This window comes from Sphingomonas sp. UYP23, from assembly GCF_054059235.1.
The window spans coordinates 1,347,861-1,361,148 of the sequence record NZ_JBSSBX010000001.1; the positions used below are offsets into that span (position 1 = coordinate 1,347,861).

Consider the following 13,288-nt stretch of genomic DNA (forward strand, 5'->3'; position numbering starts at 1 on the left):
GGCCGGGCCTTTCCGCGGCGCCGCGGTCAGCGCGCGTTGCGCAAAAGACGTATCAGGCTTCGGTTCGCCGGACTTTCGCCCGCATTTCTGCCGCCGCGACCGCGGTTCAGCCGGCGATGCGCAGCGGCACGCGCAGCACGCGGTCGGACGCGGTGAGGAACAGGGTCCGGCCCGCCTCGCCGAACGCGCAATTGGCGATCGGGCCGCCATTGGCGATCAGCCCGAGCGGTTCGGCCTCGGGCGTCAGGATCATCATCCCGCCCGGCACCGAGCAGAACAGCGTCCCGTCGCGTGCGATCTTCATCCCGTCGGGGAGCCCCGGCGCGCCGCCGGTCTGCAGCGCCTTGGCATCGAGCCAGATCCGCGAACCCGTCGGCATTCCGCGCGCGTCGAGATCGTAGACGCGGATCACCGGCGCGGCTTCGTCCGACACCGACACGTAGAGCCGGCGCTCGTCGGGCGACAACGCGATCCCGTTGGGGCGCGTCAGCGTGCCGTCGAGCAACACCGCCTCGCCGCCCGGCGCCCAGCGATAGACGCCGTTGTGCGGCAGTTCCTTGATCGACGACGTGTCGCCATCGGCGAGCCCGTACGGCGGATCGGTGAAATAGAGCGCGCCGCTCCGCGCGACATGGAGATCGTTGGGGCTGTTGAAGCGCTTGCCCTGATAGCGATCGACCAGCACGCTGCGGCGTTTCGTCTTGAGATCGAAGCGATCGACGCTGCGCCCGCCGCTATTGGCGATCAGCAGCGCACCGTCATGCCCGAGCGCGAGCCCATTCGAGCCCGCCTCGCGCACCAGTTTGGGGTCGGTACCCGCCGCGCCCGAGGGCGAGAGAAACGCCGTCGCGCCACCAGCGCGCGTCCAGCGCCGCATCAGATTGGCAGGCGGATCGGAGAAGAGCAGCCCCGTCCCCGGCACCCATACCGGTCCTTCGGCCCAGCGGATGTTGGTCGCGATCGTCTCGATCACCGCATCCGGCGCGATGATCCGGTCGAGCTTGGGCGACAGCCGGCGGATTACGGGCGCGGTCGCCAGCGCCGCCGCGGGCATCGCGACACAGGCCACGCCGAGCGCGAGCAGCTGACGGCGGTCGATCATTTCCGCGGCAGCTTCATGCCGAGCAGGACGAGCTTGCCGCCGGTAATCCCGAAATAATGCGGTGTCCCCGCCGGGATCAGCATCACGTCCCCCACTGCGAGCGGCCGCGTTGTGCCGCCCTCGATCCGGCTGCCCTCGACGAGATCGGCCCGCGTGGTGTGCGGATCGACCATCCGCCCGCCCGAGATCAGCGTCCCGGCGCCCGCGATCACGATCGTATATTCGGCATCGTCGGGATGCACCGCGGGCTTGCCCGGCGCCTTCCAATATTCGAGCGCGGCGACGGGCGCGCCATCACGCACCAGTGGTGCATAGGCAAATCCCTGCCCCGGCTTCGTCCCCGCCGCCATCTTGGCCACTGCCGTCTGCACGTCGGCGGCCGAGGCGAACCCGGTCGGATCGGTCACAGGCGCCTGCGCGGCAACCGGCGCGGCCAGGACCAGCGCGGCGATCAGCAACAGCGGCTTCATGCCCGACCGTCCAGCCGGATCGTGCGACCCTCGCGCGCCGAGCGGTAGATCGCTTCGACGATACGCATATCGCGCAACCCCTCCTCGCCCGACACGATCGGCGTCGTCCCGCCGAGCACGCAGGTGGCGAGATGATCGAACTGCCCCGCGAACTGCGTCACGCCCGGCCCCGGCGGCGGGGTAAGCTCGCGCTCGCGCCCGTCCTTGCCGGTCCACATATGGTTGCCGCTATAGCGCGTCGCGGGTTCGAGTTCGATCCGCCCCTTGTCGCCCATCAGCAGCACGTGGTTCTGGTTGGCGCTGTACATCGACTGGCATCCCGCGATCGCGCCCGAGGGGAATTCGAGATTCCATTCGATCATGTCCTCGACCTCGCGGAAACGCGGGTCGCTGCGGTCGGTCGATTCGCGCGCGGTCACCGCGATCGGCTCCTCGCCGGTCATGTAGCGCGCCGCCTGGAGCGAATAGACCCCCATATCCATCAGCGATCCGCCGCCCGACAGCGCGCGCTTCAATCGCCATTTCGACGGATCGCCCTGGGTAAAGCCATGCTCGGTGCGGACGTAGCGGATCTTGCCCGCGGCGCCACTGCGCGCGAGCCGCATCGCCTCGAGGTTGAACGGCTCGAAATGGCAGCGATAGCCGATCATCAGCTTGCGATCGGCCTTGCGGCACGCGACGATCATCGCCTCGCACTCGGCGACCGAGATCGCCATCGGCTTTTCGCACATCACGTGCTTGCCCGCTTTGGCGGCGCGGATAGTATACTCGGCATGCATCGAATTGGGCAGGCAGACATAGACGATGTCGATCTCGGGGTTGTTCCGGATCTCGTCGAAGCGCGCATAGGAATAGACCGCGTTCGCGCCGAGCCCGTGCTCGGCGGCGACGCGCTGACCCTTGGCGGCGTCGCCGGTCACCACCGCGACCAGCTTGCTGTGCTGGCAGCGCGCGAATTCGGGGATGATCACCCCCAGCCCATAACTGCCGAGCCCGACGATCGCATAGCCGAGCTTGCGCCCGCCCGGCGCCAACGTCGCATGCGCGCCCGCCTGCGTCGCGATCATCTGCGGAGCGACCGCGGCGGCAGCCGCAGACAGGAGGAAATCGCGGCGTCCAAAATCCATGCGTCGTTCCTTGTGCGGGCGCTCGCGGTTCGAGGAAGACGCGCCTGATGGGAAGGAAAGTGTCGGTTTACCGGCGTGCGCTTAATGCGCCAGCGCGCTGTTGCCCCAGCCGAGCGCCTGCGCGGTGACCGCCAATTGCGTGCGGTTATGGACCTTCAGCTTGCGCATCAACGCGGTCATGTGCGCCTTGACGGTCGCTTCGGCGATGCCGAGGTCATAGGCGATCTGTTTGTTAAGCTGCCCGCAAAAGACACCGTCGAGCACCTTGCGCTGCGTCGGTGTGAGCCGTGCGAACGGCGTCGGCGGGTCGGTCGCGAGCCTGGTGTCGGCCGCTGCGGCGTGCTGCGTCATCGTGATCCCTCTCCCCATCATGGCGTGACGTGGCACGCGCTGTTCGATCGTCGGCTTGGGCCGATCGCAGGGACCATATGACGAATCCCGTTAGTCGGACTTTACGCAAATTGGTTGGACAGATTCAAGCCTATTTGCGACACAAAACGTCACAATCGGTATTTTTCTTTGGACAAGACGAAATGCTGTCATACAGATAGTTCCGATCGCAGCTTTAGACTGCGGAGCATCGGGGGAGGCACTGGATGGTCTATCGGCAAGCGACAACGTGCGGACGGTGTGCGGATCGTGCGACCCGCGGCGGACGGCGCGTCCGATGACCCCGCAAGATTATCGCCTGGTCCTTGCCGCCGTTCTCGGCATCGCGCTCTCGATCGTGCTGATCGTGCGCGGCCGGCTCCATCCCTTCATCGCCTTGCTGACCGGCGCCTTCACCGTCGGCCTGATCGCCGGGTTGCCGATTGCCGACACCGCCAAGGCGATCCAGAAGGGCGCGGGCGACATTCTCGGCGGCACCGGCCTCGTCGTCGCGCTCGGTCTCGCGCTCGGCGCGATGCTGCAATTGTCCGACGCCGCCGCCGGCCTCGCGCGCACCGCTTTGCGCTGGGCGGGGGTCAAGGGCGCGCCGTGGGCGAGCGTCGCGACCGGGCTGCTGATCGGCCTGCCACTGTTTTTCGAAACCGGATTGGTGCTGCTCCTCCCGATCGTCGCCGCCGCCGCCGCCGCTTTGCCGAGCGGCGCGAACCAGGATTCCGCCAAGCTCCGGCTGATGCTCTCGGCGCTCGCCGGCCTGTCGGTGGTCCACGCGCTCGTCCCACCGCATCCCGGCCCGCTGCTCGCGGTCGAGATGCTCCATGCCGATCTGCTGCGCACGCTCGGCTATGGCCTGCTCGTCGGTATCCCGACTGCGATCGTCGCCGGGCCGGTGCTCGCCAAATTCACCGCGCGCGGCATCACGCTCGCGCCGCCGATGCTCGCCCCCCATGTGCTCGCGATGCCCGCCCCGGCGAACTGGCGCGCGCTGCTCGTCGTGCTGATGCCCGTCGTGCTGATCGCTGCGGGGCAAGCGGTCGCCTTGCTCCCACCCGCGCTCGCACCGCGCTTCGCGATCCTCGCGGTTGCGAGCAACCCTGTGCTCGCGCTGCTGATCGCGTGCCTCGCCGCCCTTCCCCTGCTGTTCGGCCGACGCATCGGCGACGCCAAGGTCCAGGAGGCGATCTGGAGCGAGACGATGCTCCCGGCAGGCGCGATCCTGCTCGCGATCGGCGCGGGCGGCGCGTTGAAGCAGGTGCTCGTCACCGCCGGCCTGTCCGACCTGCTCGCGCGCGTCGCGACCGGCGGGCCGCTCTCGCCGATCGTGCTCGCCTGGCTCGTCGCGGTCTGCATCCGCCTCGCCACCGGCTCGGCCACGGTCGCGACGATCACCACCGCGGGAATCATGCCGGCGTTCGTTGCCGCCTCGGGCGCGTCGCCCGAATGGATCGTGCTCGCGATTGGCGCGGGCTCGCTCTTCTTCAGCCATGTCAACGATCCCGGCTTCTGGCTGGTGAAGAGCTATCTCGGCATCGACACCGCCTCGACCTTCAAGACCTGGTCGGTGATGGAGACGGTCGTTTCGGTGATGGGGCTGGCGTTGATCCTCGTCGCCAGTCAGCTATTCTGACGCGATGCGACGCGGAACGAAGCCATGAGCGAGGGGCGGCTGGCCGACCGGGCCTATGCCGGGATCGTCGAGATCATCAATGGCGATGCGCTCGCGGTCGGCGATCGGCTACCCTCGGAGGCGCGGCTCGCCGAGCTGTTCGGCATGTCGCGCACGATCGTCCGCGAGGCGCTCGTCCGGCTCGCGTCGGACGGCATCACCGAGGCGCGGCGCGGGGCTGGCTCGTTCGTCAAGGGCCGCCCGTCGGACCGGCTGATCGCCTTCCTGCCGATGGACCATATGTCGGCGACCTTCGGCACCTACGAAGTCCGCTTCGTGCTCGAGGCCGAGGCGGCGCGGCTCGCCGCGTCGCGCCGTTCGAGCGAGGAAATGGCGGCGATCGACGCCGCGCTCGACGCGTTGCGCACCGCCCTGCTGTCGAGCGCGCCGGCGCATGACGAGGATATGGAGCTCCACCGCCGGATCATCCTGGCGACCGCCAACCCCGCCTTCCTGATCGCGTTCGAGGCGCTGTTCGCCGATGTCGACCGGATCATGCGCGCCGGCGTCGACATCTCGCGCTCGCGCCCACCCGAGGTGATCGGCGCGATGCTGCGCGAGCATGAGATGCTGGTCGATGCGATCCGCCAGCAGGACGCCGACGGCGCCGCGCTGGCGATGCGCTGGCATCTGTCGGAAGGTCGGAAGCGGCTGCTGCCCTAATTCGGCAGCAACTCGGTCGTGCTGCTCGGCGTCGCGCGCTTGCCGCCGCCGGGCACCAGCCAGCCACCATCGCCAAGCCAGTCGGCGAGCCGGTCGGGCCAGTGCTGCAACCCAACGCGCTCGGCATGCATCGCGACGTTGAAGCCATGGTCGGTGTCGGCGAACAGATGCAGCTCGGCCGAGACATGCGCATCGCGCAATTGCTGGTAGAGCGTCAGCGTCGGCGCAGCACAGCACGCGTCGAGCGTCCCCGCCGCCAGAAACGCCGGCGGCGCGCCCGCCACCGCGCGCGCGGGCACGCCAAGCGGCCCGGGATAGATCAGTACCTGGAAATCGGGCCGACCATCGACGCGGTCGACCGCGTCGCGCGCTGGCGCCGCAGACGCGGGATTGTCGGCGACGAGCGACACCAGCTCGCCGCCCGCCGAAAACCCCATCAGCCCGATGCGATGCGGATCGACGCCGTAGTCGGCGGCGTGCGCGCGGACATAGCGTACCGCGCGCCGGGCATCGGCGGCGCCGTCGCGCTCGATCTGGTACGCTGAGCCGGCCTCGCGCGCGAGCCGGTATTTGAGCACGAATACCGTCACCCCGAAGCGGTTGAGCGTGCGCGCGGGCATCAGCCCTTCGTTCACCCACACCAGCATCTTGTGCCCACCGCCGGGCGCGATGATGATCGCTGCGCCATTGGCGTGCGCGCGGTCGGCGCGCAGCACCGTCAGCGACGGGCGATGCACGCTGCGGACATAGGTGTTCTCGACGATTTCGGGCGCGTCGCGCAAGGGATCGGCGCCGGGCGGGCCGTCAGGCCAGAGCGGCACCACGCTCGGTGCGACGGTCGGGACCAACGCCGGGCCCTGCGCAGCGAGCGGCGCGGCGATGAAGGCGAGTGCAAAGGCCAGGCGTCTCATCGCATCTGGCCCGCGTCGGCATGGGGATCGCGCTGCAGCCATGCCAGCGCTTCGCGGCACAACCGCTCGGGGGACACACTCGCGTCGAGCGTTGTCGCCGCCTCGTCGGGTGCGAGCGGCTCGAGCGTGTCGAGCTGGCTCGTCAGCAAACTGCTCGGCATGTAATGGCCGGGGCGATTGGCAAGCCGATGGCGAAGTTCCGCGGGTGCGGCGTCGAGCAGGAGGAAGCGCGTCGGCGCCGCGATCGCCGCGGCCAGGCGATCGCGATAGCTGCGGCGCAACGCCGAACACGCCGCCACCACCACGCCGTTCGCACGCACCTCGGTGCCGATCGCCGCGCCCAAACGGTCGAGCCAAGGCCAGCGATCGCTATCGTCGAGCGGCTGCCCGCTGCGCATCTTGGCCACCGCTGCGGCCGCATGGTACGAATCGCCCTCGAGAAACGGCGCATCGAGCGCACCAGCAAGCACCGCGCCGACCGTCGATTTGCCGCTCCCGCTGACCCCCATGACGATCACCGCCAGTGGCGCGATCCCGTGATGCTTGACTGCCCGTTGCAAAGATTGTCCCCAAAACCGGACGGAGCCGCGACGCGACGCGCCGGCCCGGGCCTTTCGCATCGCCTGATACCGCCCGCGACGCCCGCCTGGGAACTACGACCATCGTCGCGGATGGCAGCCATGCTTCGGAGGCCTATTCCCAGCCTCGGCCAGGCGCGCACGTGCCGGTCGCAAAGGGTAATGTTAACGTGAACATTCGAACAGCCATGCTGGTGACGACCGCGGTAGCGCTACTGGCGCCCGTCGCCGCGCGCGCAGCGCCATCGACGCTTGCCACGCGCCCCGCCGATCCGCGCGCGGTCACCGTTGCGGGCGCCAATGACGGCCGCGCCGATGCGACCGACGCGATCCAGCGCGCGATCGACGCCGCGCGCCGCACCGGCAGCACCAAGGACAGCGGCGAAGGCATCGTCTTCCTCCCCTCGGGCCGTTATCGCCTGACGCGCAGCATCCTCGTCCCGCCCGGCGTGCGGATCTTCGGCGTTGGGCCAACGCGCCCGGTGCTCGTGCTCGGCGATGCGACCCCTGGCTTCCAGACCGGCGTCGCGACAATGGTGGTGTTCACCGGTGGCGACCAATATCAGGTCGGCAAGGTCCCCGTCCCCGTGCCCACCGTGGTCCCGGCGCGCGACGATGTGCGCGACGCCAATTCGGCGACCTTCTATTCGGCGATGAGCAACGTCGACGTCGAGATCGGCGCGGGCAATCCCGCCGCCGCCGCGGTGCGCTTCCGCGTCGCGCAGCACGCCTTTCTCAGCCACATGGACTTCCGCCTCGGCTCGGCCTTTGCCGGCGTCTACCAGGCGGGCAACGTCATGGAAGACGTGCACTTCCACGGCGGGCGCTACGGCATCGTCACCGAAAAGACGTCGCCCGCATGGCAGTTCACGCTGATCGATTCGAGCTTCGACCATCAGCGCGACGCCGCGATCCGCGAGCATGAGGTCGACCTGACGCTCGTCAACGTCCGTATCAGCGACACCCCGGTCGGGATCGACATCGATTCCGGCTATAGCGACTCGCTCTGGGGCAAGGACGTCCGCTTCGAGCGCGTCTCGCGCGCCGCGGTGACGATCAGCCGCGAGAACAGCGCCTTCACCCAGATCGGCTTCGACAACGCGCTCGCCACCGACACGCCGGTCTTCGCGCGCTTCCGCGAGAGCGGCAAGACCGTCGCCTGCGCGGGACGCAGCTACCGCGTCGCGAGCTTCTCGCACGGCCTCGCGGTGCCGACGCTCGGCGCGACCGGCCGGATCGCGACCGATGCGCAGATCACCCCGCTCGCCGCGCTGCCAGCCCCCCGCGCCAATGCGATCCGCGCGCTCCCCGCGGTCGCGCAGTGGAGCAACGTTCGCGATCTCGGCGCGCGCGGCGACGGCACCACCGACGACAGCGCCGCGCTCCAGCGCGCGATCGACTCGCACCGCGTGCTCTATTTCCCGGTCGGCTTCTACCGCGTAACCACGAAGCTCAAGCTGCGCCCCGACACCGTGCTCCTCGGGCTTCACCCCGCGCTGACCCAGCTCGTATTGCCCGACTCGAACCCCGCCCATGCCGGCGTCGGCAGCGTCGTGCCGATCCTCGAGACCCCCAAAGGCGGCGACAACATCGTGTCGGGGCTCGGCCTGTTCACCGGCCGCATCAATCCGCGCGCCTCGGCGCTGCTGTGGAAATCGGGCGCCACCTCGCTCGTCGACGACGTCAAGATCATGGGCGGCGGCGGCACGCCGACCGCCGATGGCCTCCCGCTCGGCGCGCGTTCGGCGCACAGCGGTGACCCAGTCGCCGACAATCGCTGGGACGCGCAATATCCGAGCATCTGGGTCACCGACGGCGGCGGCGGCACCTTCGCCGATGTGTGGACGCCCAACACCTTCGCGCAGGCCGGCTTCTATGTCTCGGACACCAAGACGCCGGGGCATGTCTACGAGCTCTCGGCCGAACACCACGTCCGCAACGAGATCGTGCTCGACGGCGTCGAGAATTGGGAATTCCTCGCGCCGCAGACCGAGCAGGAAGTCGGCGAAGGCATGGATGCGACCTCGCTCGACATCCGCAACTCCCGCAACCTGCTGTTTGCCAATTATCACAGCTACCGTGTGACGCGGACCTTCCACCCGGCGGTGTCGGCGGTGAAGCTCACCAACGCGTTGGACATCCGCTTCCGCAACGTCCACATCAACGCCGAAAGCGGCATCGCGAGCTGCCAGGCCGATGGCTGCGGCACCTATCTGCGCGTCAGCAAATTCCCGTTCGAAAATGCGATCCAGGACAAGACGCGCCACCTCGAAGTCCGCGAGCGCGAGTTCGCCCGGCTCGACATTCCCGCCACGCCAGCACCGGCAGCAGTCCCCACCCCGCTCCCCGGCATGGGCCCGGTGCGCAAGCTCGAAAGCGGTTTCTTCTCGATCTCGGGCGGCGCGGTCGATGCCGCGGGCGCGCTCTATTTCGTCGAGCATCGCTTTCAGCGGATCTATCGCTGGAGCGCGGCGGCGGGCCTTGAGATCGTTCGCGACGCCGCGCTCGATCCGGTCAATCTCGCGGTCGAACGGTCGGGCAAGCTGCTCGTCCAGTCCTCGCTCGGTGCGGAGGGCAGCGTCTATGCCTTCGACCCCGCCGGGCCGAGGACCGATGTCACCCTGATCGCGTCCACCCCGACCGCCGCGCATCCCGACGCCCAGACGCTGCTGCCGGGCAATTGGTGGAACAACGGCGAGTTCCGCGATCAATATGACGCGAAGACCGACCATTTCACCACGCTCGGCGAGATGTTCGCGCGCGATGCCGCGAGCCCCAAGCCGCGCGAATATGTCTCGCCCGACGGCAGCCTCGTCCTCCCGGCGTTCCGCGTGTGGCAGCAGGGCACGCCCGACCATGTCGGCTGGCGCTTCTCCGACACGCTCGACGCCTACAGCCTGGTCGGCGCGCGGGTCGGTACGCGCGTCTATGCCAGCAACGAGTCCGAGGGCCGCGTCTACAGCGCGCTGGTCGGTGCCGGCGGCACGCTCGGCGAGCTCAAACCCTTTGCCGAACGCGCCGGCGAAAGCGTCGCGGTCGATGCGCAGGGCCGCGTGTTCATCGCGAACGGGCAGGTCTTCGCCTACGCCCCCGACGGCCACGAGATCGGCCGGATCGACGTTCCCGAACGCCCGCTGCAGCTGATCTTCGGCGGCGCCGACAAGGCGACGCTTTTCATCCTGACGCACCATTCGCTCTACGCCGTGGCGATGCCGTCAGGCACGTCACCGCAATCTAACAACAATTAAAAAGAACAGGTGAGGACCCCCATGACCGACACGATCGAACACCGCCCGCTTTCCCGCCGCTCGCGCAGCACCCTGCTGACCACCAGCCTCGCCGCGCTGGTCGCGATGGCGATCGCGACGCCGTCGCTCGCGCAGACCGCGCCGGCAGCGCAACCGCCCGCGCCGCCGACCGCACAACCGCTGCCGAGCGACACTCCGCCGGCGCCCGGCGCCGAAGCGGCAGCGCCCGATGCCGTCGGCCAGGACATCGTCGTCACCGGCTCGCGCATCACCACCGGCGGCTTCACCGCGCCGACGCCGACGCAGAGCATCGGCGCGGCCGACATCGCGCGCAACGCCGAGCCCAACGTCTTCACGACGATCGCGCAATTGCCGTCGCTGCAGGGGTCGAGCGGCGTCACCACCGGCACCAACAGCACGTCGAGCGGGCAGCAGGGCCTCAGCTCGTTCTCGCTGCGCGGGCTCGGCACGATCCGCACGCTGACGCTGCTCGACGGCCAGCGCGTCGTCGGCGCGAACGTGACCGGCGTTCCCGACATCAGCCTGTTCCCGCAATTGCTGATCAAGCGCGTCGACGTCGTCACCGGCGGCGCATCGGCGTCGTACGGCTCGGATGCGGTCGGCGGCGTCGTCAACTTCATCACCGACAAGCGCTTCGTCGGCTTCAAGGCGAACGTTCAGGGCGGCATCACCACCTATGGCGACAACAAGCAGGCGCTGTTCCAGGCGGCGGTCGGAAAGTCGTTCTTCAATGATCGGCTGCACGTCCAGGTCAGCGGCGAATATGACCATGAGGACGGCGTTCCCGCTGGCGGCTTTGGCGAGGAATTGGCGAACGGGCGCACTTGGTATCGCACCTCGACCTTCATCAACCGCAACGTCACCAATGACGGGTCGCCGCAATATCTCGTGCGCGACCATGCGCAGGCATATCAATACACCAAATACGGGCTGATCACCAACGGACCGCTGCAGGGCACCGCGTTCAACGCCGCCGGCCAGCCGTTCCAGTTCCAATATGGCTCGAACGGCGTTCCCGCGAAGAATGCGGCGGGCACTGTATCGGGCTGCTATTCGGCTGGCGGATTCTGCCTCGGCGGCGATCTGTCGGGCAATGTCGGCATCGGCACGACGCTCCAGTCGCGGCTCGATCGCTATAACGGCTATGGCCGCGTCGGGTTCGACATCGATCCCGACAACGAGATCTACGCGACGGTCAACATCGCGCAGGTCGACACGATGAACCAGCCCAACCCCGGCGCGACCAAATCTGGGCTGACTCTGCAGTGCGCCAACCCATTCGTCCCCGCCTCGATCCAGGCGGCGTGCGCCAGTGCCGGGATCACGCAGTTCCAGTTCGGCACGAGCAACGGCCAGCTGCCCAACAACATCACGGTCTATCCGACGCGCAAGCAATATCGCTTCGTCGGCGGCGCCGCGGGCAAGGTGCCGGTGTTCGGCACGAGCTGGAATTACGACATCTCGTACGAGCATGGCGAGAACATCACCGACATCCACGTCAAGAACATCCTGCTGACCAACCGCTATGCCGCCGCAATCCAGGCGATCAACCTTGGCGGGCAGATCGTCTGCGCCGATCCGGTCGCGCGCGCCAATGGCTGCGTACCGATCAACATCATCGGCGGCGCTGCGCCGAGCGCGGCAGCACTCGCCTATATCGAACCCGCCAACGGCCCGTTCCAGCATACCCGCCAGACGCAGGACGCGTTCAACTTCAGCTTCAGCGGCTCGCCGCTCAGCTTGTGGGCCGGCCCCGTCTCGATCGCGGCGGGTGCTGAATATCGCAACGAATTCTACCATGTCGTCGGCGATCCCTACGGCAACGGCGTGTCGGCCGAGACGCCGTATAGCGCCAACTATCCCGCCGATCCGTTGCTCTCGACCAACGGCGCCAACTGGTACGCCGGCAACTACCATGCCGGCCGCGGCAGCTACCATGTCGCCGAAGGCTTCCTCGAAGTGAACCTGCCCTTCCTCAAATCGGACACGCTGGGCAGCGCCAACCTCAACGTCGCCGGCCGCGTGACCAACTACAGCACCTCGGGCACGGTCTATACCTGGAAGGTCGGCGGCACATGGGACACGCCGATCGACGGAGTGCGCATCCGCGCAGTGACCTCGCGTGACGTTCGCGCACCGAACCTCTCGGAACTGTTCGCGGCACCGATCACCACCACCATCCCCAATTTCACCAACTCCGACCCAAATCGCCCGGCCAACGTCCCTGCGACGCTGACGATCCTGCAGAACGCGGTCGGCAACACCGCGCTGAAGCCTGAAATCGCGCGTAACACCACGGCGGGCATCGTGCTGTCGCGGCCACACTGGCTGCCCGGCTTCAGCGCATCGTTCGATTATTACCGGATCAAGCTCAACGGCGTGATTTCGACGCTCAACGCGCAGCAGGAGGTCAACCTCTGCTATCTCAACAACATCACCTCGTTGTGCAGCGCCTTCAACCTCAACCCGCCCGCCGGCACCGCGCCCTACGTCAATTTGCAGGCATTCAACCTTGCCTCGATCTTCACCGACGGTTTCGACATCGAGGCAAGCTATCAGTTCGGTCTCACCAAGGTCGGCCTGCCCGGGCGCGTCGTGCTGCGCGGGCTTGCCACCAACGTGAAGAACTTCATCACCAACCCGGGCGTCCCCGGCACGATTCCGACCCAGTCGGCCGGGGTCAATGCCGGCAACACGCCGTCGTGGAAGCTGCTCGCGACCGAGGCCTGGAACACCGACACGTTCAGCTTCAGCGTGCAGCAGCGCTGGTTCAGCGATGGCGTCTACAGCAACGAATATGTCGTCTGCAGCACAAACTGCCCGGTCTCGACCACGCAGCATCCGACGATCGACAACAATTCGATGCCCGGCGCCTTCTATCTCGATATCGGCGGGTCGTATAACATCACCAAGAAGCTGAACGTCTATTTCAAGATCGACAATCTGCTCGATCATGATCCGGCGCCGTCGCCGCAGACCAATACCGGCATCGACACCAACCAGGCGCTCTACGATACGCTCGGCCGTCTGTTCCGGGTTGGCGTGCGCTACAACTTCTAGCACCTTCGTCCCCAACCCGGCCCGGTGGGCCGGGCACCTCGCGTCCCGGCCGGTG

The 13,288-nt window shown here is 67.8% G+C and carries 10 protein-coding genes; 4 read left to right on the forward strand and 6 right to left on the reverse strand.

Annotated features, from left to right (window positions below; genetic code table 11):
* Positions 1–106: 106 nt before the first annotated feature.
* The 4 genes from ACVWYO_RS06675 to ACVWYO_RS06690 form a co-directional block, all read right to left on the reverse strand.
* The gene (locus ACVWYO_RS06675) at positions 107–1,102 is read right to left on the reverse strand and encodes an SMP-30/gluconolactonase/LRE family protein (RefSeq protein ID WP_457349337.1); all 996 of its coding nucleotides are present in this window, start codon (positions 1,100–1,102) and stop codon (positions 107–109) included.
* A complete protein-coding gene (locus ACVWYO_RS06680; RefSeq protein ID WP_457349338.1) occupies positions 1,099–1,572 on the reverse strand; it encodes a cupin domain-containing protein in 474 nt (157 codons plus the stop codon). Before ACVWYO_RS06680 ends, ACVWYO_RS06675 begins: the two co-directional genes overlap by 4 nt.
* Positions 1,569–2,699: a Gfo/Idh/MocA family protein gene (locus ACVWYO_RS06685; protein ID WP_457349339.1), complete on the reverse strand. Its 1,131-nt coding sequence runs from the start codon at positions 2,697–2,699 to the stop codon at positions 1,569–1,571. Before ACVWYO_RS06685 ends, ACVWYO_RS06680 begins: the two co-directional genes overlap by 4 nt.
* Before the next feature lie 81 nt (positions 2,700–2,780).
* Positions 2,781–3,050, reverse strand: a complete 270-nt coding sequence (locus ACVWYO_RS06690) for a helix-turn-helix domain-containing protein (protein ID WP_457349340.1) — start codon at positions 3,048–3,050, stop codon at positions 2,781–2,783.
* Between the two features lie 316 nt (positions 3,051–3,366).
* On the opposite strand from ACVWYO_RS06690, the gene ACVWYO_RS06695 reads away from it, so the two are divergent.
* Entirely contained in the window at positions 3,367–4,713 is a 1,347-nt protein-coding gene (locus tag ACVWYO_RS06695) for a GntP family permease (RefSeq protein WP_457349341.1), read from the forward strand.
* Between the two features lie 24 nt (positions 4,714–4,737).
* Positions 4,738–5,415 carry a FadR/GntR family transcriptional regulator gene (locus tag ACVWYO_RS06700; RefSeq protein WP_457349342.1) on the forward strand — a complete coding sequence of 226 codons (678 nt, stop codon included), beginning with the start codon at positions 4,738–4,740 and terminating at the stop codon, positions 5,413–5,415.
* Here the strand turns inward: ACVWYO_RS06700 and ACVWYO_RS06705 are convergent.
* Both ACVWYO_RS06705 and ACVWYO_RS06710 read right to left on the reverse strand, forming a co-directional pair.
* The gene (locus tag ACVWYO_RS06705; protein ID WP_457349343.1) at positions 5,412–6,326 is read right to left on the reverse strand and encodes an alpha/beta hydrolase; all 915 of its coding nucleotides are present in this window, start codon (positions 6,324–6,326) and stop codon (positions 5,412–5,414) included. The two genes, ACVWYO_RS06700 and ACVWYO_RS06705, sit on opposite strands and share 4 nt — an antisense overlap.
* Positions 6,323–6,835, reverse strand: a complete 513-nt coding sequence (locus ACVWYO_RS06710; RefSeq protein WP_457354891.1) for a gluconokinase — start codon at positions 6,833–6,835, stop codon at positions 6,323–6,325. The genes ACVWYO_RS06705 and ACVWYO_RS06710 overlap by 4 nt, the downstream gene beginning before the upstream one ends.
* A gap of 257 nt (positions 6,836–7,092) precedes the next feature.
* On the opposite strand from ACVWYO_RS06710, the gene ACVWYO_RS06715 reads away from it, so the two are divergent.
* Both ACVWYO_RS06715 and ACVWYO_RS06720 read left to right on the forward strand, forming a co-directional pair.
* Positions 7,093–10,152, forward strand: a complete 3,060-nt coding sequence (locus tag ACVWYO_RS06715) for a glycosyl hydrolase family 28-related protein (protein WP_457354893.1) — start codon at positions 7,093–7,095, stop codon at positions 10,150–10,152.
* Between the two features lie 21 nt (positions 10,153–10,173).
* A complete protein-coding gene (locus tag ACVWYO_RS06720; protein WP_457349344.1) occupies positions 10,174–13,233 on the forward strand; it encodes a TonB-dependent receptor domain-containing protein in 3,060 nt (1,019 codons plus the stop codon).
* Positions 13,234–13,288 lie beyond the last annotated feature (55 nt).

Excerpts from the sequence above, each read along its gene's own strand:
- ACVWYO_RS06675 (WP_457349337.1), bottom strand. The coding sequence starts at position 1,102 with ATGATCGACCGCCGTCAGCTGCTCGCGCTCGGCGTGGCCTGTGTCGCG.
- ACVWYO_RS06680 (WP_457349338.1), bottom strand. The coding sequence starts at position 1,572 with ATGAAGCCGCTGTTGCTGATCGCCGCGCTGGTCCTGGCCGCGCCGGTT.
- ACVWYO_RS06685 (WP_457349339.1), bottom strand. The coding sequence starts at position 2,699 with ATGGATTTTGGACGCCGCGATTTCCTCCTGTCTGCGGCTGCCGCCGCG.
- ACVWYO_RS06690 (WP_457349340.1), bottom strand. The coding sequence starts at position 3,050 with ATGACGCAGCACGCCGCAGCGGCCGACACCAGGCTCGCGACCGACCCG.
- ACVWYO_RS06695 (WP_457349341.1), top strand. The coding sequence starts at position 3,367 with ATGACCCCGCAAGATTATCGCCTGGTCCTTGCCGCCGTTCTCGGCATC.
- ACVWYO_RS06700 (WP_457349342.1), top strand. The coding sequence starts at position 4,738 with ATGAGCGAGGGGCGGCTGGCCGACCGGGCCTATGCCGGGATCGTCGAG.
- ACVWYO_RS06705 (WP_457349343.1), bottom strand. The coding sequence starts at position 6,326 with ATGAGACGCCTGGCCTTTGCACTCGCCTTCATCGCCGCGCCGCTCGCT.
- ACVWYO_RS06710 (WP_457354891.1), bottom strand. The coding sequence starts at position 6,835 with ATGGGGGTCAGCGGGAGCGGCAAATCGACGGTCGGCGCGGTGCTTGCT.
- ACVWYO_RS06715 (WP_457354893.1), top strand. The coding sequence starts at position 7,093 with ATGCTGGTGACGACCGCGGTAGCGCTACTGGCGCCCGTCGCCGCGCGC.
- ACVWYO_RS06720 (WP_457349344.1), top strand. The coding sequence starts at position 10,174 with ATGACCGACACGATCGAACACCGCCCGCTTTCCCGCCGCTCGCGCAGC.